Raw genomic sequence first — 23,834 nt, 5'->3', positions numbered from 1 at the left:
GCTGGTCATTTGACGACATAAAAAAAGACCCTGATGGACCTACTGGCAGCGGATCGTCACCAGGTTTGCACAATGAGGGGTTTGCAAACCTGACTGAGAACACAATCAGCTCCCGGTAACTCCATACAGGGTCAAGGGCATCAGCGACCAACCGATGACTTCTTAAAAATTAACTACTGTCTTTGTTGTTCTTACGCCGTGCGCGCTTCTCGGCTTTCTTCGCGGCCATATGTTCCTTCTGTGCCTTGGACATCAAACTGTTTTTCGTTGGGTAGTGAGTCTTCATCAACGCTCGCATCTTCTGGGGATCATCACGGTGATTAAAGATCTCAAGGACCGGATCCTCATTCTTCGCCATCCACTCTTCCAGTTTGGCCCGGTACTGTTTGATGACCTGCTGGTATTCAGGGTTATCAATCAGGTTGTTGATGTTGTCTGGATCGTTCTTCAGGTCGTAAAACTCTTCTGGTACCCGCTTTCTGAAGTGCTTTGCCCGCTCTTTCATTTCGGGATCATCAGACTGCTTCATCAGATTAATCGCCTGACGATCGTAGCCCACTTTAAACTCGGAGAAGCCGGCAAAAGCATTAAAGGTGTAGCCAAATTCTTTACTCTGAACCGCTCGCATTGGCGTTGCCGGTCCACCGATTTTGTAGTCGATCTGGGAGAAGGTGTAGTCCCGGTTATCCTGCTCCTCGCCTTTCAATAATGGCAGGAATGAACGACCATCCACTGTATCAGGAATATCAATGCCTGCCGCTTCCAGCATGGTTGGCATCAGATCAACCGTGGACACAACATGCTCATCATCCACTGAACCGTTCTCCAGCTTGCCATTCGGCCACTGAACCAGCAGCGGGGTTTTGGTACTGGCCAGATAGGTATTGGCCTTGGCATAAGGGAATGGAGAACCGTTGTCTGAAACAAATATGACCAGGGTGTTATCCGCTGCACCGGTCTCTTCCAGGGCATCGATAACCTGCCCAAAGGTATCATCCAGACGGCGAACCGAGTTGTAATAATGGGAGAGATCAAGACGAATCTCAGGGTAGTCCGGCAGATAAGAAGGTACGGTTACTTCATCCGGGGTATAAAGTCTGGAGGGCGTTTTCTCATCCCCACCCTGTCTTTTACCTGCCGGATCATAGAAAGCTCGATGAGGGTCGTGGGAGTTCACCATCAGAAAAAAAGGCTTGCCGGCTTTTTTACTCTGCTCGATATAATCTTTGGTACGCTGATGATACAACTGGGGAGAGCGGCCTGCGCCAAGGTCGTTGGCATCAAATGAGTAATCCCACTGATAAGCCAGATCCGGGCTGGAGTGACCTACCTTGCCCAGAATACCGGTACGATAGCCATGTTCGGCCAGCGTCGTCATAACCGTTGGTACCTGATCCTTCATATGGATAAAGCCCATCATTCCGGAAGTGGTACTGTACTTACCGGTCAGCATAACGGCACGGCTGGGCTGACAGATCGAGTGATTGACATGGGCATGCTCAAACTGAACACCTTCAGCAGCAAACTGATCCATGTTCGGTGTCAGGTCTGGCAACTCATTATTAAACAGGCTGTATGCCTCATACCCCAGGTCATCGGCGGTAATCAACATGATATTCACCGGCGCGCTGGCGGCACTGACCATTGAAGAAGCAGCCAGACACCCTGCTGCCAACAGGGAGGTTGTTTTATTCATAATGTATTGCCCTGATCCTGAAAATCACCCTATTTGCCCGGACAGAAACCATGGCCTCTGATATGGGCTGCATATTTTCGAAACAGCGCAAATATAAACGTTTCAGCAGAATACTTTCAAGGGGACAAAAAATGACCGAAATAAAGAATAAACCATAATAAACAACAAGTTAAGAAAAAAACCCAAAAACAGGCGTATGATGAAATAATCAATTTATTGATTTACATCAGAAGCTAACACAACTTTTCTCTGCTTTTTCATTCCTGTATTAACCGGCTGAGCATCAGCACTGCTTTTCATTCTGAAAGGGAAATGTGTGCTTTTTGCAAGGCTGAACCGCTTGAAAGCCCTTTATTTCCGGCCACTCTGTTGACGGGTGTCATAAAAAATACTGGCCAGCCCTTTATGCCTGTGCATCCTGTTACCTCTCCTGATAATCTACCCATCTTAAAAAAACGTTTCTACTTTATCATTTCAGATACCTGATGCACTGGAAAACAGTGCTGTTATCACACGCGAGACGGGGATAACAAACAACAATGAACAAGTTTTGCAAATCGCTGATTCAGCCTGTTTTAGTGATCACCTGTGCGACCACACTCCTTACCGGCTGTAATGATGAATCAGACTCCAGTACCATCACACCGCCACCGGCGGTTGAAGATCCTGCTCCGGATCCATGCCCACCGGACTGCATAGAAGAGCCCGCTCCAGAGCCAGATCCTGACAAAGTGGTTCTCTATGGTGATGGCCTGAGTCACGGAACGAATAACAGCTTTACTCTGCAGGTAACAGACAGTAATGGATTAATCGCGGATATTGCCGTCGATGGGGATGGCACCGTTGTCGGGGTTGACAATATTGCCACCGGTTTTGCCGATGTCCGTGGTGAAAAGATGATTGACCTGATGAGCAACCATTACCCAACCAAGGAAAGCCTGATGCCAGACGAGCAGACGGGTCATTAATCAACCACCTGCTCTCAGGAAATGCAGCTCATTGACCGCTATTCAAGAGCTGCTACCCAGTTTTCGCCTCACCAGTACTTTTTCTGGTCGGTTACCTTCCACCGACAGCAGGATAAATTGCCAGCCTTCCCACTCGACCGATTCGCCGACTTTCGGCATCTCGCCAAGGCACCACATCATCATGCCACTCAGGGTATGGTAGCCACGCTTGCTCTCGTCCGGAACGCTATCCAGTTCGAGCAGGTCTCTGAACACGGAAACCGGTATCAGTCCATCCATGGTCCAGCTGCCATCAACATGTTGCTCAGACCAGTTATCCTCTGGAAGACTGGATTTAAACTCACCGGCCAGAGCCTCCAGCAGATCACCATGGGTCACAATGCCTTTCAGATCTCCATACTCGTCAACCACAAATACCAGGTGATCATTGCATTGGCGGTAAAACTCCAGAAGCCGCGAGCCACTCCAACTTTTGGGGACAAACACCGCTGGCTGGGTAACGGCTTTAATCGCATCATGATCCCCTGCCCCGGTGAACTTGATGTTCAACAGCTGCTTGGCGGATAACACCCCGATGGGGTTATCCATATCCCCATCAATTACCGGGAAGCGCTCATGACCACAGGCCAGCAGGCACTGCAGGTTCTCATCCAGGGATTTACGCAGGTCAAATGCCTTCATCTCACTGCGTGGTGTCATCAATGACGAGACTTTCCGATCATCGAGATGGAACACATTCCTCACCATGTCACGCTCATGGGCTTCAATAACCCCACTGCGAGAACCTTCATTAACCAGAGCAAAAATATCTTCTTCGATAATATTCTCTTCCGATTCACCTCCATTTTTCCCCAATAAACGCAACAGTAAATCCGTTGACCAGGCCAGCAGGGAGACAAAGGGTTTGGAAAGCAGCGCCAGAAGGCTGAGTGGTCTTGCCATCATACGGGCAAACAATTCGGGGTTAAGCTGCGCCAGCCTTTTGGGCACCAGCTCGCCCACAACAATGGACAAATAGGTAATACCAATAACGACAATCGCCGTAGATGCAGCCGATGCGGTTTTTCTGGAAATATCAAAGGTGGACATATACTCGGCCAGGGGCGCTGCCAGCGCCGCCTCACCATAGATACCATTCAGCAGACCAATTACCGTGATACCAATCTGCACCGTCGAAAGAAATCGGGTCGGTTCTTCACCCAGCTTGATGGCGGGCAGCCCCGGCATCCCCTTTATCAGCCAGCTTTTGCAGACGGCTTTTACGGGCCGATACCAGAGCAATCTCAGACATGGCAAAGACGCCGTTCAGCAGAATCAGCGCCGTCAGTATCAGCACATCCATGAATACACCTCTTGAATCATGCTGAACGGCTCCTCATTTAATCAGCTTGATAGCATTTGTCAGACTCTGTAGATGGTTCAGTCTGTTTGGTAACAAAACTATAGAACTGATTAATGGCATAATAAATGACTGTATTCTCTTATTTTCCCACAAGGATTTTCTGTGTATTCTTGACTAGCTTTCCCTCTGGAAGAAATGTCAGCAATCTGTATTCCATCCATAAACAAAAAGCCAATGAAACGTCAGTTATTTCATTGGCCCTCTCGTTTATTGAACTCTCAGGAAGTAATTCCCTATGGGGTCATCATCAGCCGCACATTCCTGATATCAAATTCAGCTTCATTGAAGCTGTTGGCAGAATTTTCCAGCTTAAACATAAAGGGCCGGGTAATGGACTGCACGCCATTGACCTGAACCTTTCCATCCTTATCCGTAAAGAAGTCCTTGAGTGAGATCCGCTGTTCTTTAAACGCTGTTGCTGAATAATCCATCAACTCCTGTTTGATCGAGTTTCCTCCATTCAGGGTATCCAGTTGAACAACCACTTTGGTGTCCATGCTACCCCTGGTATCCACCTGCAGATCAAACACCAGCGCCCCATTTTCAAGGTATTTACTGATGTCCACCAACTCAGGGTTCTGATTGTCTGCAGGAACCAGGCTCACTCCAGCACTGGACTTAGTGAAATCAGCAGGTACTTTGCCGGTGATGGTTCCCTGTTGATCAATCCAGCCTCCCTCACTGTCTACCAGATGAGCATCACTCTGCCTGGAAAGGTTCTGTCCACTGGTTTTGATCTGCCAGGGAACATCACTGCCATTCGGTCCATGCAACTGGGAAGCCGGCCCCGAAAGCACAACGCCTGCCGGCTCACAGGCCAGATCCAGACTGTTACCCGCTCTCTCAGGAGCCAGGTTAATATTCCCCAGTACCAGGTTAACCGACGAATCCGTTTTCAGAACAAATGGCTTATCCAGTTGCGAAAAGTCCACACCTGCAAAGCAGCTCAGGGGAATATTCACGGTCTGAACACGTTCGGAACCGGCAAATGAATAGACGGCTCCGGTAATATCCACTTTCGCTTCCTGACCATCTTCACTGCTCATGGCAACGGTGACCCGGTTAACCGATTCGTCCAGATCATGAATATCGCTGATTTCAAACTGCAGGGTTCCAGCCGGTGTTGTGCTGGAAAGATCCTTATTGCCATAATTAACCACCTGAACACTGGCTACCTGTTCGTCAGTCAGGCCGGAAATGGAAATACTCAAAGGGTCGCCAGCGTCGTTTTTCGGATCAGTCCAGGCATCGAAGATCTCAAGAACCGGATCGTCTGTCTGAACCATCCAGTTCCTTATACGGGTACGGTACCGGTTGATTCGATCCTGATGTTCGGGATGATCAATCAGGTTAACCAGATTATCGGGATCACTCTTCAGGTCGTAAAACTCTTCAGGTATGCGGGTTCGAAAGAATTCAGCACGGGCAACCTGCTCCGGGTCTCCGGAGTTTTCCATCAGCTCGATAATTTCCTTATCGTAGCCCACCTGAAATTCCGCATAACCCACGAAGGCATTAAACGTATAACCATACTGCTTACTCTGGACAGCCCTCATGGGGGTCGCCGGCCCACTGATTTTGTAATCAATCTGGGAATAGGCGTAATCCCAGTCATTCTGCTGCTCGCCCCTCATTAACGGTAGAAATGAACGACCATCCACAGTATCCGGAATGGGTATACCCGCCGCCTCCAGCATGGTCGGCATCAAATCAACCAGCGAGACCACATGTCGGGAGTCCACAACATTCGTCGTTAAACCACCTTCCGGCCACTGCACCAGCAACGGAGTCTTGGTACTGGCCAGATAGGTATTGGCCTTGGCAAAGGGAAAGGCGGAGCCATTATCGGAAACAAACATAACCAGTGTATTGTCTGCTTCACCGGATTTTTCAAGAGCATCCATCACCTGCCCAAACGTATCATCCAGCCTTCTTACCGAATTGTAATAATGGGAGAGATCCAGCCGGACTTCCGGATAATCAGGCAGGTAAGAGGGAACAATAACCTCATCAGGTGAGTAGATTCTTGAAGGCTGTCGTCCATCGTCAGGGTTGTTATCTTCTGCCGGGTCATAGAAGGCCCGATGCGGGTCATGGGAGTTAACCATCAGGAAGAAAGGCTTTCCAGCCGCTTTACTCTCTTCGATGTAGTCAAGAGTTCGCTGGTGATAAAGCTGGGGTGAACGACCGGAACCCAAGTCTTCCGCATCATAGGCGTAGTCCCAGGTGTAATCCAGGTCGGGGGTAGAGTGCCCCACCTTGCCAAGGATCCCGGTTCGATAACCGTTGGCGGCCAGTTCCGTCATCACGGTTGGCACCTTATCCTTCATATGGATAAAGCCCATCATTCCGGATGTGGTACTGTACTTTCCGGTCAACATTACCGAACGGCTTGGCTGACAGATTGATGAATTAATATAGGCGTGCTCAAACTGAAAACCCTGATCGCCAAAGCTGACCAGGTTCGGCGTCAGATCAGGCACCTGGCTATTAAACAGCTGGTAGGCCTCATAACCCAGATCATCTGCCGTGACCAGCATGATATTGACCGGATCATTGACTGCCCACACCATGGATGATGCCGCCAGGCACCCTGCAGCCAGGAGGGAGGTTGTTTTATTCATAAGCACTATTGCCCTGCCCAAGTGGTGAATGGTGAAACTCCTGACAGATAACCATTTTCTGCTAGCCTGTTTCCGGCTAGAACGGCTTGCTTATTCAGAGCCACCACGAAAAACCACAGCAATATAAACGTTTCAACCATTTGCAATCAATCAAGCCAGCCCGCATGAAAATCAACCAAACTCCCATACAGCCCTTTATTCATCAATACTTGATAACTTTTCTTTCAACGCCTGCAGAAAACCCTTTTATTGATATACATCAGAACTCGTCAAAGTTTCTCAACCCGGATGTTCTCTGCTGATCGGTTTTGGCTTAATTTAGCGACGAATTCACTGCTGTCAGACAAATAGAAACATTTCACAGCGGTTGCTGATCTTACACTTCTATTTTGAGCCAGAACCATTAACGGGTTTCCATACTGGAGTTGTCATGAACACTGCTATCAAAAAAACACTGTCCTGCCTGATCGTCAGCCTGGCCCTGAGTCACTCCATGGCAGCCCTGGCAGGCGACATAAGCCGTAAAGCTGAGGAAAAAATCACCAGCGATGTAACAGCAATGACGGAGGTAATGAAGCTGACTCCACAGCAGGCCGAGTCCATTAAAGAACTGAAAACGACTCTGTTTATCAAAAACAAAGAAGCCAGCAAGGCCCATGAAAAAGGTTCTTCCGAACTCAAGCAGGCTCGCAAGGCAAATATGAAGGAGTATCAGAATGCCTTTGCCGAAGCCGTTTCCAAGAAGCAGATGAAAGCCTTCAAAAAGTATCGCAGCGAACAGAAAGCCAAAAAGAAAGCCTGACTCATGCTGTGTTGAGATAGCATTTCAAGCCATGCCTGTTTCATTCGGCATGGCTTTTCACCAGAACCCACTTTTTCATTTACCACCATGCACTGCATCCGGAATCTGTTACTGCTTGCTGTTGTCTTTATCGGGGAGATCTCAATGGCACATGGGAATATCGTTGCCTGCGTGGGTGACAGCATCACCTTCGGCCACTCCATTCAGCACCCTGATAAGGATGCCTACCCAGCCGTTTTACAGCAGCTGTTAGGGAATGAATGGCGGGTAAAAAACTATGGCGCCAATGGGGCCACCGCTATCAAGAATACACCGGAGCTGACCCCCTATATAAAAAGAGACGTTTATCCAGAAAGCCTGGCGTCCAGCCCGTCGGTTGTGATCATCATGCTCGGTACAAATGACTCAAAACCTGCTTTCTGGAATCCCGGAGCCTACCGGCGTGACCTGCTTTCACTGATTAATGACTATCAGTCCCTGCCATCATCACCCCGCGTTTATGTGGCTACCCCTGTGACCAGCCACGCTGAACTCCGTACCCCATGGGATGTCAGTGAGGCGAATTTGATTGATGTCAGAAAAATACTGATCGATGAGATCCGTAAAACCACCAGTGCCGAGGTCATTACCATGGCCGGTATGGACAGGCTCCTCTTTGTATCAGATGGAGTTCACCCCAACGAACAGGGCGCTACTGCCATAGCCCATCATATTTTTAGTTATCTGCAGAACAGGCTGAACACACCTTCCCGCCAATAAACATAATGACAATTTCCCTATGAGCTCTCTCAAAAAAACGCTGATTGCCATTGCATTAACAGCCACATCTTTTACTGCGGTTTATTCGACCAACGCTGCAACAGCGGCAATCAACACGCCAGGAAAACCGAATATTATTGTAATTTTCAGTGATGACCAGGGCTGGGGGGATGTCGGTTATCACGGCTTTAATGATATCCGGACACCCAATCTGGATTACCTTGCCGCCACTGGTGTTCATTTCACCCAGGCTTATTCATCCGCTTCTGTGTGCGGCCCTTCGCGGGCAGGCATGCTAACCGGCGTTTATCAGCAGCGTTTCGGGATTTATGGGAACTTTGCCAACAACACCATTCCCAGGGAACAGCCCATGATGATGGAAATGCTGAAAGATGAAGGCTATCAGACGGCAGTGATTGGCAAGTGGCATATGGGTGAACCCACCGGTCTTCCCAATGAACGAGGCGCGGACTATTTCTATGGTTTCAGAGGCGGTTCTCACGACTATTTTAAATCCAGATCCACTGAAGGTGGAAAGCCGCTACTGGCACCGATCTATCGAAATAATGAACCACAGCCCCCTATTCAGCAGAACAGGGACTACCTGACCACCCGTTTTACCGATGAGGCCGTATCCTTTATCGAACGATCAGCGGATGAACCTTTCTTTCTGTACCTGGCCTACAATGCCGTTCACCATCCATGGCAGGCACCCGCTCACTATATTGACAAAGTTAAGGACCTACCTGCCGGTGAGGAACGGAAGCATTTTGCCGCCATGACACTGGCGATGGATGAAGGCATCGGTGATGTACTGACAGCACTGAAATCACAGGAAATTGACCAGAATACAGTGATCTTCTTTATGAGCGATAACGGGTCTCCTTCTGGTCAGGGCTTCGCACAGCCCCGCAGAAAAACCCGTGGGCAAACCACCATGTCCAGCCCCGGCCCTTTTAATGGCTTTAAAGGCGATACTTATGAGGGAGGTATCCGCGTTCCTTTTATCATGCACTGGTCCGGAACCCTGGAAGGTGGTAAAGCCTACTCTCATATGGTCAGCTCTCTGGATATTATGCCAACCATCAGCGGCATCCTTGATATCAAACCTCAAGGTGGAATGCCCTATGACGGCGTTAACCTGATACCTTACCTTAATGGTGAAAAGGCTGATCATCAGACTCCTCACTCAACACTCTACTGGCGCAGGGATAATGACTACGCCATTAGGGATGGCCAGTGGAAACTGGCCTGGAATGACGACAATGGTCCAAAAACCATTCAACTGTTCGATATAGAAAAAGACCCGGGCGAATATCATGATCTTGTAGAGCAGCATCCTGAGATTGCCCAATCGCTGCAGAATAAGTTTGATCACTGGGAAGCCACGCTGCCGGTCAATCCTCACAGCCATAAGCCGGTCAATCGCAATGCTGGCTATGCTGAAGGAAAGCAGCTTGATGTAGCAGCTTTCAATGTCTCTGTGAACTAACCATAAATCCTCAGTCAAGCTTCATTCGTTCAATATAATGGTAACTCCGGGAGACACTGTCCCGGAGGTTATAAATTTCAACACTCCGCTCACTATATCATTTGAAGCATTTCACCAGTTTCGTCCTTTTTAATCACCAGCTCACCATGCATTGACCTGAGTCAACTATGATAAAGCTTCATTTATTTTGATCTCTGGAACCACCATGCACATGATCCAGATCATAAAAGAAATACCCTCTTCCCCCACTGGGGACAGGCCATAGCTCAATCACATCCGTTTTTTTTATCATTTCTACGACAGGGATCAATTTTTTACCTTTCGTTCAACATTGACACGGTTTCATTGCCTCAATATCATGCTGAAACGTTTCTACAGAGCGATGATCAACATCGACTCAAACCTCAGTCACATCAGGGAGCCACCTCAATGGCCCGGGTAAAGCTACAAGATATAAATAAAGTGTATGAGAACGGCTTTCACGCTGTTCATGATGTGTCTCTCGACATTGAGGACGGTGAGTTCATGGTTCTGGTCGGCCCTTCAGGCTGCGCCAAATCCACATTGCTCAGGATGATTGCCGGCCTGGAGAGTGTCACCAGCGGAGACCTGATCATCGGTGATACCAGATGCAATGATGTTCAGCCCAAAGACCGCGGTATTGCCATGGTATTCCAGAACTATGCGCTCTATCCACATATGACCGCCCGCCAGAACCTGGCCTTCGGCCTTGAAACGGCCCGCAAACCAAAAGCTGAAATTGAAAAACGGGTGAATGAGGCGGCTGAACTGCTTGAGATTACTGAGCTGCTGGATCGCAAACCGGGCCAGATGTCCGGAGGCCAGTGCCAGCGTGTAGCTCTTGGCCGGGCCATGGTTCGTAAGCCGGAAGTATTCCTGTTCGATGAGCCCCTTTCCAACCTGGATGCCAAACTGCGGGTTTCCATGCGCATGCGCATCAGCCGGCTGCACCAGCAGCTGAAAGACTCCGGTCGTCCGGCAACCATGATCTATGTAACTCATGACCAGGTGGAAGCCATGACCATGGGGGATCGCGTATGCATCCTGAAGAAAGGCGCAATCATGCAGGTTGATACTCCCATGAACGTGTATCACCGCCCAAAAAACAAATTTGTTGCCGAGTTTATTGGCTCCCCCTCCATGAACATGCTGCCCGGCAAACTGGTAAACCACGAAGGACAACTCGGTGTTCAGAGTGTTGGCCAGTTTTTCCCCCTGTCTGAAGAGAAGCAGGCGCTGTTATCAGCTCACACCGATAAAGACGTGTTCCTGGGGCTGCGTCCGGAGCATGTTCTGATTGGCGACAGCTGTCAGAAACAGGGAATCCGTGCTCATATCACCGGTATTGAAGAGATGGGTGCCGAGTCTTTTGTTCATTTCGATCTGCAGGGCCACGCGCTCATCTGCAAACTGATCAGCCCTGAACACTCCCTTAAGCACGCCTCAGAGCAATCCCTCTGCTTCCGTATGGACAAATGCCACATTTTCGACAGTGAGACAGGTGAGAACATCTCCCTTGCTCAATAAAAGAATCATGACAAATATCGACGGAGACGACGTAGTTTCAATGAATTTCTCTATTTCAACAGCCAAGCATACGCTCAGCGGTCAAAATATTTCACTGTCGTTTAACCAGTATCATGTCCTTCAGTCTATCCGGGCTGGCAAGATTATGGTCAGCCAGTACGACACGCCGGAGATGGAACTGGCCCTGGCCAACATTTATCTGCGTACAAAAGAGAACGGCCAGATTTCAGCAACGCCGCTGATGTATTTCAACGGGCAGATTGAAACCTGTCGGAGCGAGTCCGGTGAAGTCACCTGGACAACCCGCACAGAACAATTCTGCGCAACCGTCACGGTCAGCGTAGCTATAGATCGCAATACCGTATTTTTTACCGCCAATGTAGAAAATCTTGGCAAAGATTCGCTGACCTATGACCTGATCTACGGCCAGGACATTGCCCTGGCCGATGAAGGTGCGGTCAAGTCGAATGAAGCCTATTGCAGCCAGTACATCGATCAGCAGGTCTTCCAGCTGGAAGGTGTTGGCTATACCGTCTGCTGCCGTCAGAACCTGCCACAAAGCAGTGGTAACCCATGGGTACAGATCGGTTCATTCCAGCCAGTGGCACACTTTTCTACCGACGGTATTCAGTTTTTTGGCAAAAGCTACAAGTTCACCAATGAGCCTGAAGCCCTGTTGAAGCCAGCGCTGGATGATAAACGCTACCAGTTTGAGATGGCGTATATTGCGCTTCAGACTCAGGATATCCAGCTGACTACTGGCGAACACTCCAGTCATGTTTTTTACCTGGATTTCCAGGACAATATGCCATCATCCAATGTGAGCGAGGCTCTGCCGGTTGCCGATATCAGGCAGCACTACTCGTCCGTTGATCACAGTAATAGCGCTGCTGTTGACCTGTCCGGACTGAAAGAGAATTGCCTGACCCAACCAGCGGTGATTATTGGTGAAACATTAAACGAAAACGAGATCACCCGTTTCTTTGGTGAGCAGCGCCGGTTCCCGGAAACAGAAGGCGGCGAACTTCTGTCCTTTTTCAGGGAAAACAGCTGCTATGTCACTCTTAAGGCAAAAGAGCAGCATCTGGAAAGAGCGACCGGCCACATGATTGCATCCGGTAATAACCAGGATTTTGCCAACGCGGTCATGAGCTCAACCCATGGTATCTATGGTGTATTCAACTCCCATGTGGTGCTGGGCAATACATCCTTTAACAAACTTCTCGGGGTTGAACGCAGCTTTCTCAACCTGTTTAAATCCAGTGGCCAGCGTATCTGGGTCAAGCAGGGTGAAACCTATCACCTGTTGACCATGCCTTCTGCCTATGAGGCTGGCGCCAACCACTCTCTCTGGGTCTATAAATTCCAGAATGGCTTTATCCAGGTGCGCTGTTTCAGTGCCCAGAGCGCGCCTGCTATTCAGATGGATATCAAGGCTGAAGGCTATGATCAACCTCTTGAACTGATGATCACCCATCAGCTGCTGATGGCCAATAATGAGCATGAAAGCCATGTCCAGGTTCATCAGGAAGGCAACCTGATTCATATCACTGGCGACAATGCACTGATTGCCGACACACTGCCGGAACTCAGCTATACCCTGCGTACTGACAGCTGCCTGAATCAGGTTGACCTGGTACAGGAAGACGGCAATGGCCCGGTTCGCTACCTGGTGCTCTCCGGCACCGTTGAAGGTCAGGCATCGCTCACCATCACTGGCTCCCTGTGGGATCAGCAGCAATCGGCACCGGAAACACTGGACTTCGACAGGGAAACCACTGCGTTTCAGGACGCCCAGAACCAGCTGATCAACCAGTTCAATATTGATTTCGAACATGACCATCACAACGCGGACAAACTGAACGATACCATGCAGTGGTTCACCCACAATGCACTGGTGCATTACAGTACGCCTCATGGTCTGGAGCAATACTCTGGCGCCGCCTGGGGTACCCGTGATGTTTCCCAGGGACCGTTCGAATTCTTTATGTCCCTGCAGCGTTATGACCGTGCGGCAGCCCTGCTGGAAACCATCTACAGCCATCAGCATCTGGAAACCGGTACCTGGCCTCAGTGGTTCATGTTCGACCAGTACGCCCGTATCCAGCAGGAAGATGCTCATGGGGATGTAGTGGTCTGGCCGATGAAGGCACTGGCAGACTATCTGGTAGCAACCGGAGATCTGGCCATTCTGGACAAGCAGTTGCCTTATACGGCGATTGAGGAAGGTTTTGGCTTTACCGAACAGACAGTCAGTCTCTTTGCCCATGTTGAAAGACAGCTGAAGCATATCATTGACAGCCTGGTGCCTGGTACCAGCCTGTCCTGCTACGGCGATGGCGACTGGGACGACACCTTGCAGCCAGCCAACCAGGCGCTGCGGGAAAACATGGTCAGTGGCTGGACGATTCCACTGACGCTGCAAACCCTGAAAACCATGAGTAAGGCGCTTGCCGGTCATGGCCAGTATGACGCCTTTATCAATGAGCTGAACCTTCTTGCTGAAAAAATGGAGGCCGATTACCACCGCTACCTGATCAAAGATGGTGTGATTGCCGGCTTTATTCATTTTGCCAATGGCGATACCAGTCAGGTGGAGTACCTGCTGCACCCTGCGGACCAGAAAACCGGCATTAAATACCGTCTGCTGCCTGGCTCCCGTTCGATCATTTCCGAGACGTTTGATCCGGAACTGGCCGAAAAACATATGGCCATTATCCATGAACATCTGCTCTGCCCGGACGGTGTTCGACTGATGGACCGCATGGCGGAATACAAGGCCGGTAAGCAGAGTTATTTCAAACGTGCCGAACTGGCCGCCAACCTGGGTCGTGAAGTTGGCCTGCAATACTGCCACGCGCACATCCGCTTCATTGAAGCACTGTGCAAGATGGGTAAGGCAGAAACGGTCTTTGAAAACCTCTACAAAATTATTCCGGTTGGGATTCAGTCTGCAGTGCCTAACGCTGAACTGCGTCAGTCCAATGCCTATTTCTCCAGCTCTGATGGCAAGTTCAATGACCGCTATGAAGCGTATGACAACTTCCAGCAACTGAGAACCGGCGACGTCAAGGTGAAAGGTGGCTGGAGAATCTATTCCAGTGGACCGGGTATCTATATTAACCAGCTGATCAGCAGCGTACTGGGCATCCGTTACCAGCAGCAGTCACTGGTGCTGGATCCGGTGATTGCCAGAACACTGGGCAAGGTAACGCTGAACTTCCGGATTTTTGACAAACCATGCCAGATTATCATTCACCCTGAACAGGGCGAACACACACCGAAAAAGGTTTGCCTGAATGATAAACCACTGACGTTTACTCAGCTGGCCAACCCATACCGCACCGGAGGGGTTCTGGTCGAAAAAGACGTTCTGGAAAGCACGCTTTCTGCAACGGATAATCTACTGGAAATCTGGCTGTAAACATGGAAAAGTACGGAGTTTTCAGACAAGAACCAATAACGGCTCAAACGCTGATTATTTCGTACTCAATCAAAGTCCGGGGCATCAAATTATTGATGCCCCGGACCAAGGTTACTGATAGAATCGTTTCAACTGCTGGACTGAGCCTGAATGAGAAGATGAAAGCCTCGAAATACTCACAGTCAATAGTCTGTGAGTATTTCGAGGGCTTTCCCGCAAACCTCTCTTTTCGCAAGAACTCTTTCCTGAAAACTAAAGGAGCATTGCGGTGAAAGCGACCATAAAAGACGTTGCCAGAGAAGCCAAAGTTTCCATTTCGACGGTTTCCTATGCCATCAATGGCAATGAGCGAATCAGTGAAGAGACCCGGAAGCGTGTTCTGGAGGTCGCCAAACGGCTGAATTACGTAGCCAATGGCAACGCCAAAATGTTAAAACAGAAAAAAACACGCGCTATTGGTCTGTTCTTCAACTCATGGTTTGGCCCTATTTACAGTGAGATTGCCCGCGGCATAGAGCGGACGGTCCACAAAATGGGTTACGACCTCGTCGCCTGCAGTCTCTATGGTGAAGAGCACTCAACGGCCTATAAATACCTCCGTGACCGAATGGTGGATGGCGCCATTGTTCTCACCAACTCTTTCGACGATCAGTTTTTGCATTCGGTCGCATCTGAAGATCTTCCACTGGTGGTACTTGACCGGGAAATTCAGGCACCACACATCTACAGCATTCTTATTGACAATTTCGGTGGCGCTTTTGCAGCAACCAAGGCACTGATCTCCTCTGGCTGTAAAGAGGTTTATTTCTTCAGTGGCCCACAGGATTCCTACGATAACCAGAAGCGCCTTGATGGGTACATCGCCGCCCTGGGTTATTTCAACGTTGAATTCAATAAAGACTTTATTATTCCCGCAGATTTCACGGAAGAAAGTGGCTATCAGCAAATGAAAGCGCTGCTGGCCAAAGGCATCGCCCCCAGGGCCATTTTTTCCGGTAACGATGAAATGGCTATTGGCATCATTCGAGCAGCACGGGAACATGGCGTCACCATTCCCGGCGATCTCAGGCTGGTCGGCTTCGATGATATCCGTGAATCGGAAATGACCGTTCCTGCCCTGACCACCATTTCCCACCAGAAGCTGGAAATGGGCACCCTGGCGGCAGAAACCCTGTTCAGCGCCATTAATGGTGATGACAATATTGATTCACCAAAAATCATTCCAACCAATTTAATCAAAAGGGAGACCCTTTAATTAAACAAGTGGTCATTTAAAGCTTATATCGTCATTAACTTATTCAATAGAAAAATGAATCCGCCTGTTCAGTCATTACTAAAACAGGCGAGTTTCAATTGATAACAGAACGCTCCACTGTTTTCTAAACAGGAATAACAGACAGTTTTTTTGTTTCCTCACTATTGCTGATGAGAGATGACTGTGCCCGTAGCAAACGTTTTCTGCCCTGTTTATTAAAGGTTTAAAAGATGTATAAATGGTTAGCAATTGCTCTGATCGCATTTACCCCCTTTGCGCTGGCGAAAGAACAGATTGAATTCATGGTGCCTTCCGGCGATTACATGACCTTTGTCACCGAAGTAATCAAGCCGGAATATGAACGTCGTTTCCCTGATGTTGAATTAATTGTAACCAATGACGGTAATCTGGAAACTCGAATGGCCGCCGGTGATGGCCCCAATGTCTATGCCGGTATCTTTGGTTATCAGGTCGCCCGTTATGCCAAACTGGGTCGTCTTTCCTATCTGGATCAATACACGGGCTTTGATGAGCTGAATCAACGCATCGACCCTCTGTTCATGCAGGAAAACTTTGGCCGCCACTATTACATCCCCTGGCATGCCACTACCCAGATGATGATCTACAACAAGGACCTGTTTGTGGAAGCCGGACTGGATCCTGAGAAACCACCGGTCACCTGGCGTGAATTCTTAGCCACGGCTGAAAAGATCAGTCAGCTGCCAGCACGGAAAAATGGGAACACGGTATACGGTACAGTCATGTGGAACGATGTACTGTCCACCGGTAGCTGGTACTGGAATATGCTTGCCCAGGTGTATTACAACTTTAATGAAGGCCAGCACCAGCTGCTCAACCGTTACGGTACTCACCCTGCGTTTGACCGTGAAGAGGCGGGCATGGCGGACTTTTTCGCCACCATGCAGCAGGCCCAGAAATACTCCCCACTGACCATGGAACAAAACTTCTTCTCCAGAAGCATCGGTATGTGGTTGCAATACGGATTTGGCTGGAAAGCCAATCTTCAGGATGCCGCTGGCGGCCCCATGCAAATTGGCAGGGATGTGGGTATCGCTCCAATTCCGGTGCCTGAAGCCGGTATGCCCCACTATTCCAACCTGGATGGCCGTGCCCTGATGATGTTCAAAGGCACTCGTGAAGAAGAACGGCACAGCTGGCAGTTGATTCAACTGTTAATGGAAAGCGACATTAACCTGACCGCCTGTAAAGCCCTTGAACAATTACCAACATTGGCTGCGCTGCAGAACGATCCCTATTTTCAACAACCCGACGTTAAACCCTTTGTTGATCAGCTGAAGCATACCGTGATGAATGAATCGTTCGTTAATGTATCGGATGTTGCCAACATTATTCTGAAGTATTACTCGAAAGTCGTCGTCAAAGGAGAAATGGAACCGGAAGCGGCTGTTCATCAGGCAGGCCTGGAAGCAAGAGCGTTGTTAAAACAGTAACTCCCATTTTATCAGGAACCGTTATCAACAACATGGCTTTTTCCGGCACATTTATTACAGGTCACAGGACATGAAGTTTAAAGAAAACTGGATCGCATACCTCTTTTTAATGCCATGGATCCTCTATTTTCTGGTGTTTTTGCTTTACCCGTTTTTCCTCTCATTTCAGAACAGTTTTCTCGACATCAACGTTCTGAATCCGGAAAACACTCGATTTGTCGGTCTGGGTAACTGGTTAATGGTGGCGACTGATGCCAAGTTCTGGCTGTCACTCTTTAACGTACTGTTCAACCAGATCATCTTTGTTGCTTTGAGCTTTGTGATCGCTCTGACCGCAGCCCTGATGCTGAATGAAGTGACATTCATGGCCAGCCTGTTCCGAACCATTCTGTTCGTGCCGGTTATTACGTCCATCACCGTCGCCATGATCATTTTTGACTTTCTGGCAGCACCTACCGGCCCCATCCAGAGCTCACTGGTCGGCACCGGGTTGCTCGACCAGCCGGTGTTCTGGAAGTTTGAACAGTGGCTGCCCATGCCGGTTATTGCGGTATTCAGCTCCTGGAAGTGGTTCGGTGTACAGATGATCATCTTTCTCGGCGGTATTGCCAGCATCAATAAGTCACTTTACGAGGCTGCCGAGCTGGACGGCGCCTCCTGGTGGCGCAAGGTGACCTGCATCACGCTGCCCATGATCAAACCCCAGATTGTCTTTGTACTCACCATCAACATCATCAACGGTCTGCAGATGTTTGTGGAAGTGTTCATGAACTTTGACCTGCAGGGCGGTCCATACAATGCCGCTCTGACACCGGTGCTCTACCTCTACCAGACCGGCTTCGAGCAGATGAAGATGGGACAGGCTTCTACCATCGGTCTGCTTCTGGCCCTGATTATTTATACCCTGACCATGATGCAGCTGAAACTGACCAGCAAGGGAGACAACCAGTGATCCGCATTAAGAAACAACACTGGCTGATTTACGGGTCACTGATCCTGGCCAGTATCGTGGTGCTCTATCCATTTTTCTTCATGATCATCAACTCCTTTAAAACAGGAGCAGAGATCATGCACACACCGAACGCTCTCCCTACGGACTGGTCGTTCCGGGGATACATCGAGGTCTTTAACAGCATTAACCTGGGCAGGATTTTCCTGAACACCATTTTTATTGCCACCTCAGTCACCGTACTAAACTGCCTGTTCTCTTCCATGGTGGCCTTTGCCATTGTGAAGACCAATATGCCCGGGCGGGAGTTCTGGCTCAAGCTGATCCTCTCTTCCATGATGATCCCGGCGATCCTGTTCACCATTCCCGTGTACATGATGATGTACGACTGGAACTGGATAAATACCTACCGCGTGTTGATCATTCCCGGGTCGATCAGTGCCTATAACATTTTTCTGCTGGTTCAGTTCATGAAGCAGATCGATAACGCCTACCTGGAAGCCGCCAGAATCGACGGCGCCAGCGAGTTCAGAATTTTCTTCAAGGTGGTGCTGCCCATGCTGCGCCCTGCCCTGGCAACCGTTGGCATTCTGACGTTTATGGGAGCCTGGAACGACTTTATGGGCCCCCTGCTCTATATCCGGGATGATTCCATGCTGACCCTGCAGATGGCCCTGTTCAAATTCCAGTCCGATGTACCCGGTGGCAAGCTGGAACAGCTCTGGGCCATGACCACCATGATTGCAGTACCGGTGGTCTTTGTTTTCTTCTTCCTGCAGAAAAACTTTATCAAGGCATTTACAGGGGTAGGAGTGAAGTAATGAGCCTCGGGAAAAAACTCTCTCTTATCGGCCTGTTTCTATTGCTGGCTTACTGTGCGGCCTGGATTACGGCTTACCGCCAGTCCAGTGCTTACTTCGAGTATGCCCAGGAGCAAATGCAGCAGGGTGAATGGGTAACCGCCCTGAAAGGTATGAACAAGCTCGAACTGCGCCTTGAAGACCCCTACCTGGGGGGCTATCAGCAGGTAATCGAAACCTGGGAATCCAGCCTGTTAGGCCCGAGACCCGGTTTCTATCAGCAGGCTATCACCGCTGCCAGTGAGGTTCTGCCAAAACTGTCAGACGCTGAACTGCTGAAATTTATCGATATCTACGTTCAGCTGGATCTGCGTTATGTCCCGGAGGCCGCTGTCGAACTGCAGGAGCGGGCCAGACAAAATGGTGATGAGCAACTGGCCACCGAGATGACGGAATTTCTGACCGAAGCATTTCCAGAGTTTACACACCACTAGGAGCCTGTCCGAGAATAGACTGCCCTACTGCGGTGGCAGCAAATTGGTCTAAAAAATCCTTTTTGTTTGGCAAATAGAACCACTATTCACCTCACAAAAAGGATTTTTGATCCTCAATTTTCTGCCATCCTCGCTACGGGCGCTATTCTCGGACAGCCTCCTAGATTGATGCTGCTCAGAACTCAAAATAAACGACGCTGTTGATGGAACTATCATGAGTACCCCATATCAGGATGCCACGCTCCCCATTGAAGAGCGTGTTCAGGACCTTCTGTCCCGCATGACCCTTGCGGAGAAAATCGGTCAGCTGTGCCAGACCCCCATGCTGGAGTTTGAGGCCAACCGGGAGGCTTACCTTGAAGGTGTTCGACAGGGACGCTGGGGGTCACGAATTCTGGCAGATACCGCCTGGGCAGGAAATGCGCCCGGGCTCACGGTCGATCCATCAACACTGAATGAAATACAGCGGGTGGCCGTTGAAGAGAGCCGTCTTGGCATTCCTCTGATTGTGGCTCGGGATGTGATCTACGGTCAGCAAACCGTTCTGCCCATCCCCCTGGCTCAAGCTGCTTCCTGGAACCCGCAACTGGTTCAGGAAGCCTACCGGGGTATTGCCAGAGAAGCAGCCTCCCTGGGCATTCACTGGACGTTTGCACCGATGCTGGATATCGTCCGGGACCCCCGCTGGGGTCGGGTGATTGAAAGCAGCGGTGAAGATCCCTACCTGAGCAGCCAGTTTGCCAGAGCCGTTGTTAACGGCTTCCAGGGAGAAAACCTGTCAGACGCCGAATCACTGCTGGCCTGTGCCAAGCATTTTGTCGGTTACGGCGCGGCAGAAGGTGGCCGTGACTACGACACCACCGAGATCACCGACAATACGCTTCACAACGTTTATCTGCCGCCGTTTAAAGCGGCACTGGAAGCCGGTGTTGGCAGCCTGATGTCCGGCTTTAACGACCTTGGCGGAGAGCCAGTATCCGGCAGTCGACGTTTGATTCGCGGATGGCTTAAGGAATCCCAGGGCTTTGATGGTCTGGTCGTCAGTGACTGGGGGTCAATTTCAGACCTCGCCTACTTCGGGGTCAGCCGGGACGCTGCCGGAGCAGCCACCATGGCCTTAAAGGCCGGTGTGGATATGGCCATGACCAATGAGGCCTATGAAGATCATCTGGCCAACCTGCTGGATGCCGGCAACATTGATATTGAAACCATTAATGATTCGGTCTGCCGTGTATTGAGAGCCAAATTCAGAGTTGGACTGTTTGAGTCCACTTATGTGGATGAACAGCGTCACCTGAACGTCATGCGGCGTGAAGATCATGTGGCCATGGCACAACATCTTGCAGAACAGTCCATGGTTCTGCTGAAGAACCGGCAGCAGATACTACCACTGGCCCGTAAAAGCCTGAGAGTTGCCGTTATCGGCCCCCATGCGCACTCTAAACGACAGCATCTGGGCTCCTGGTGCCTGGATGGTAAGACCGAGGATGTGACCTCCATTTATGAAGGTCTGGTGGCGGCGGCACCTGAGCTGGAGATCCTTACCGAACCGGCAGATTTCAGTGACGACATGGTGGAGTGTGCCCGGCGTGCTGATGTGGTGATTCTCTGTGTCGGCGAAAGCCATCGCCGTACCGGTGAAGCCAGAAACATTGCCGAACTGGCGCTGCCTGCCGGTCAGGAACAGCTGATCACTGCCATTGGCAAAACCGGCAAGCCGCTGGTTGTGGTTCAATGCGGTGGCCGCCCAATTCCATCACCTGCCGCAGAACAGTATGCCGATGCCCTGCTGTTTGCCTGGCAGGCAGGAACTGAAACCGGTCATGCCGTTGCCAGAATACTGCTTGGCTATGTATCCCCCTCCGGCCGTTTACCCATGACCATGCCCAGAACTACCGGACAGGTGCCCATTTATTATGGCCGCAAGCCCATTGGCAAAATGCGGGACTTTCAGGACTACCAGCCCTACAAGGATGAAAGTGCAGAGCCACTGTATCCATTTGGTTTTGGTCTGACCTACAGCCAGTTCAGCTATAAAAATCTGCATCTGTCCCACCAGCAGCTCGACAGCACTGAAAACCTGAACGTTACCTTTGAGCTGACCAATGAGGGAGCGGTTACTGCTACTGAAGTGGCTCAATGTTATGTTCGCCTGCCAGTGGCTGAAACAACACGCCCCACCAGAGAGCTGAAAGACTTTGCCCGGATCACCCTGAAACCGGGTGAGACCCGCACCATTACCCTGCAGATCACTCCGGAGCAAAGAACCTACTTTGCCCTTGGCAAGCAACAGGATTTTGATGGTCAACTGGAGGTATTTGTCGGAGGTGACTGCAATGCAACGCTCCAGGGTCATTGTGAGCTTTCCCCCCGTTAGAGAATGGCATGCACCCGGTCACACCGGGTGCGCTTATAAAACCAGCCAAGATAACAGCCAATGAAAAAGCAGGTAGTGTCACTTATGGTAGCAGGTGTATTGTCCCAGCTGACTCATGCCACCAGCCCTGATCTGACCCGTATTGAGCAGCCGCTGCAGCGTCCGAACATTATCTACATTATGTCTGACGACCATGCTCAGCGTGCGGTCAGTGCCTATGGTGGTGATCTGGCTGAACTGGCGCCAACACCCAACATTGACCGTATTGCCCGTAACGGGGTCCGCTTTGACAGCTCCTTTGTCACCAATTCGCTGTGTGGCCCATCCCGTGCGGCCATGTTTACCGGCAAGTTTGGCCACAAAAACGGCTTTAACTACAATGGTCAGCTATTTGATGGTACCCAGGATAACTGGCCAAACCTGTTGCAGGATAATGGCTATACCACCACGGTCATCGGTAAATGGCACATCAACCTGACACCGGAAGGCTTCAAATTTGACCACTGGGAAATTCTGAACGATCAGGGGGAATACTATAACCCGGACTGGATCACCAAAGAGGGTGTGAAGATTGAGATGGGTTACACCACCGACATGATCACCGAAAAAAGCCTGAACTGGATTGATCAGCAGAGGGATAAATCCAAACCCTTTGCACTGGTGATGCACCACAAGGCACCTCACCGCAACTGGATGCCTGCTCCCCGGCATACCCGACTGTTTGAGCATGTTGAATTCCCGGTACCTGAGAATTATTTCGACGATTATGAAGGGCGTGTGGCTGCCAGTATGCAGACCATGAATATTTACCGGGATGCCCAGGAAGGCCATGACCTGAAAATGACCACCGGTGTGGGAAAAACCCAGTGGCGGGAAGATATCTGGCCTCATCTGCTGGCACGCCTGACACCGGAACAGCGTCGTGAATGGGACGAAGCTTATCAGGCCCGTAATGATCATATGAATGCCAACGAAGCCAGCTGGTCAGACCGGGAGATGGCACTCTGGAAATACCAGCGCTATATGCAGGACTATCTCGCGACTATCCGCTCGGTTGATGAATCCGTCGGTGATGTACTGGATTACCTGGAAGCCAATGACCTGACCGACAACACCATTGTTGTCTATACCTCCGATCAGGGCTTTTATATGGGTGAACATGGCTGGTTCGATAAGCGCTTCATGTATGAAGAATCGTTTCGAACCCCGCTGGTCATGCAATACCCCGCCAGAATCAAACCCGGCACCGTGGTTAACGAGCTGGTTCAGAATATTGACTACGCACCTACGTTCCTGGAATACGCCGGTATTGCCATTCCTAGTGCCATGCAGGGCGAGTCCATGGTTGACCTGCTCTCCGGCAACGATAATAACTGGCGGACATCACTTTACTATCACTTCTACGAATACCCGGCCATGCACGACGTAAGTCGTCACTACGGTGTGCGGGACAATCGCTACAAGCTGATGCATTTTTATTATCAGATGGATGAGTGGGAATTTTACGATCTCTCCAGGGATCCCACCGAGATGAACAATGCCATCAACGATCCCCGGTATGCGGATGAAATAAAACGGCTTAAAGCAGAAATCAAAAGGCTGGAAGCGAAATACGATGTTCCTCCCATGGTGGAGTGGCTCGATGCCGACCTGGAACGTAAACCGGCACCCACCCTGAGAGAGCTGTTTCCTCATAGTTTTAAGAAATGACCAATGGCCGGGCCGTTCCTCACAGGAACGGCCCTGATATGCGCGAGCAAAGATCAGTCTAC

General features: G+C 50.1%; 17 protein-coding genes. 13 read left to right on the top strand and 4 right to left on the bottom strand.

The genetic code is table 11. The annotated features are described in order from the left end of the window. Window positions 1-169: 169 nt before the first annotated feature. The gene (locus GV64_RS12145; RefSeq protein WP_020583114.1) at window positions 170-1,696 is read right to left on the bottom strand and encodes a sulfatase family protein; all 1,527 of its coding nucleotides are present in this window, start codon (window positions 1,694-1,696) and stop codon (window positions 170-172) included. A gap of 539 nt (window positions 1,697-2,235) precedes the next feature. On the opposite strand from GV64_RS12145, the gene GV64_RS12140 reads away from it, so the two are divergent. Next, window positions 2,236-2,664 (top strand): hypothetical protein, encoded by a 429-nt coding sequence (locus GV64_RS12140; RefSeq protein WP_020583112.1) that lies wholly within the window; start codon window positions 2,236-2,238, stop codon window positions 2,662-2,664. A 42-nt stretch (window positions 2,665-2,706) separates the two neighbouring features. Here GV64_RS12140 and GV64_RS12135 read toward each other — a convergent pair whose 3' ends face one another. From GV64_RS12135 to GV64_RS24245, 3 genes are all read right to left on the bottom strand, one after another. Beyond that, on the bottom strand, window positions 2,707-3,891 hold the full coding sequence (locus tag GV64_RS12135; RefSeq protein WP_020583111.1) for a hemolysin family protein: 1,185 nt from the start codon (window positions 3,889-3,891) through the stop codon (window positions 2,707-2,709). Beyond that, window positions 3,860-4,006, bottom strand: a complete 147-nt coding sequence (locus GV64_RS25630) for a CNNM domain-containing protein (protein ID WP_201772484.1) — start codon at window positions 4,004-4,006, stop codon at window positions 3,860-3,862. Before GV64_RS25630 ends, GV64_RS12135 begins: the two co-directional genes overlap by 32 nt. 293 nt (window positions 4,007-4,299) lie before the next feature. Continuing rightward, entirely contained in the window at window positions 4,300-6,690 is a 2,391-nt protein-coding gene (locus GV64_RS24245; RefSeq protein ID WP_081622153.1) for a sulfatase-like hydrolase/transferase, read from the bottom strand. A 430-nt stretch (window positions 6,691-7,120) separates the two neighbouring features. On the opposite strand from GV64_RS24245, the gene GV64_RS12125 reads away from it, so the two are divergent. The 12 genes from GV64_RS12125 (at window position 7,121) to GV64_RS12065 (ending at window position 23,772) form a co-directional block, all read left to right on the top strand. Next, window positions 7,121-7,492 (top strand): hypothetical protein, encoded by a 372-nt coding sequence (locus tag GV64_RS12125; protein WP_020583108.1) that lies wholly within the window; start codon window positions 7,121-7,123, stop codon window positions 7,490-7,492. A 144-nt stretch (window positions 7,493-7,636) separates the two neighbouring features. Continuing rightward, window positions 7,637-8,251 (top strand): GDSL-type esterase/lipase family protein, encoded by a 615-nt coding sequence (locus GV64_RS12120; RefSeq protein ID WP_157237038.1) that lies wholly within the window; start codon window positions 7,637-7,639, stop codon window positions 8,249-8,251. A gap of 19 nt (window positions 8,252-8,270) precedes the next feature. Then, complete coding sequence (locus tag GV64_RS12115) at window positions 8,271-9,743, top strand: sulfatase family protein (RefSeq protein ID WP_020583106.1); 1,473 nt, start codon at window positions 8,271-8,273, stop codon at window positions 9,741-9,743. 429 nt (window positions 9,744-10,172) lie between these two features. Next, window positions 10,173-11,291, top strand: a complete 1,119-nt coding sequence (locus GV64_RS12110) for an ABC transporter ATP-binding protein (protein WP_020583104.1) — start codon at window positions 10,173-10,175, stop codon at window positions 11,289-11,291. Between the two features lie 7 nt (window positions 11,292-11,298). Beyond that, window positions 11,299-14,715 carry a GH36-type glycosyl hydrolase domain-containing protein gene (locus tag GV64_RS12105; RefSeq protein ID WP_201772483.1) on the top strand — a complete coding sequence of 1,139 codons (3,417 nt, stop codon included), beginning with the start codon at window positions 11,299-11,301 and terminating at the stop codon, window positions 14,713-14,715. Between the two features lie 268 nt (window positions 14,716-14,983). Then, window positions 14,984-15,970: a LacI family DNA-binding transcriptional regulator gene (locus GV64_RS12095; RefSeq protein ID WP_020583101.1), complete on the top strand. Its 987-nt coding sequence runs from the start codon at window positions 14,984-14,986 to the stop codon at window positions 15,968-15,970. Between the two features lie 230 nt (window positions 15,971-16,200). Further along, window positions 16,201-17,442: an extracellular solute-binding protein gene (locus GV64_RS12090; protein ID WP_020583100.1), complete on the top strand. Its 1,242-nt coding sequence runs from the start codon at window positions 16,201-16,203 to the stop codon at window positions 17,440-17,442. A 70-nt stretch (window positions 17,443-17,512) separates the two neighbouring features. Then, window positions 17,513-18,394, top strand: a complete 882-nt coding sequence (locus GV64_RS12085) for a carbohydrate ABC transporter permease (protein ID WP_020583099.1) — start codon at window positions 17,513-17,515, stop codon at window positions 18,392-18,394. Next, window positions 18,391-19,212 carry a carbohydrate ABC transporter permease gene (locus GV64_RS12080; protein ID WP_020583098.1) on the top strand — a complete coding sequence of 274 codons (822 nt, stop codon included), beginning with the start codon at window positions 18,391-18,393 and terminating at the stop codon, window positions 19,210-19,212. The genes GV64_RS12085 and GV64_RS12080 overlap by 4 nt, the downstream gene beginning before the upstream one ends. After that, window positions 19,212-19,685: a hypothetical protein gene (locus GV64_RS12075; protein ID WP_020583097.1), complete on the top strand. Its 474-nt coding sequence runs from the start codon at window positions 19,212-19,214 to the stop codon at window positions 19,683-19,685. The genes GV64_RS12080 and GV64_RS12075 overlap by 1 nt, the downstream gene beginning before the upstream one ends. A 214-nt stretch (window positions 19,686-19,899) precedes the next feature. Beyond that, the gene (locus GV64_RS12070; RefSeq protein ID WP_020583096.1) at window positions 19,900-22,062 is read left to right on the top strand and encodes a glycoside hydrolase family 3 N-terminal domain-containing protein; all 2,163 of its coding nucleotides are present in this window, start codon (window positions 19,900-19,902) and stop codon (window positions 22,060-22,062) included. 60 nt (window positions 22,063-22,122) lie between these two features. Further along, the gene (locus GV64_RS12065; RefSeq protein ID WP_020583095.1) at window positions 22,123-23,772 is read left to right on the top strand and encodes a sulfatase family protein; all 1,650 of its coding nucleotides are present in this window, start codon (window positions 22,123-22,125) and stop codon (window positions 23,770-23,772) included. The last annotated feature ends 62 nt before the right edge of the window (window positions 23,773-23,834 follow it).

The organism is Endozoicomonas elysicola, from assembly GCF_000710775.1.
GTDB classification, from domain to species: domain Bacteria; phylum Pseudomonadota; class Gammaproteobacteria; order Pseudomonadales; family Endozoicomonadaceae; genus Endozoicomonas; species Endozoicomonas elysicola.
This window is presented reverse-complemented; position numbering and strand designations above follow the sequence as displayed.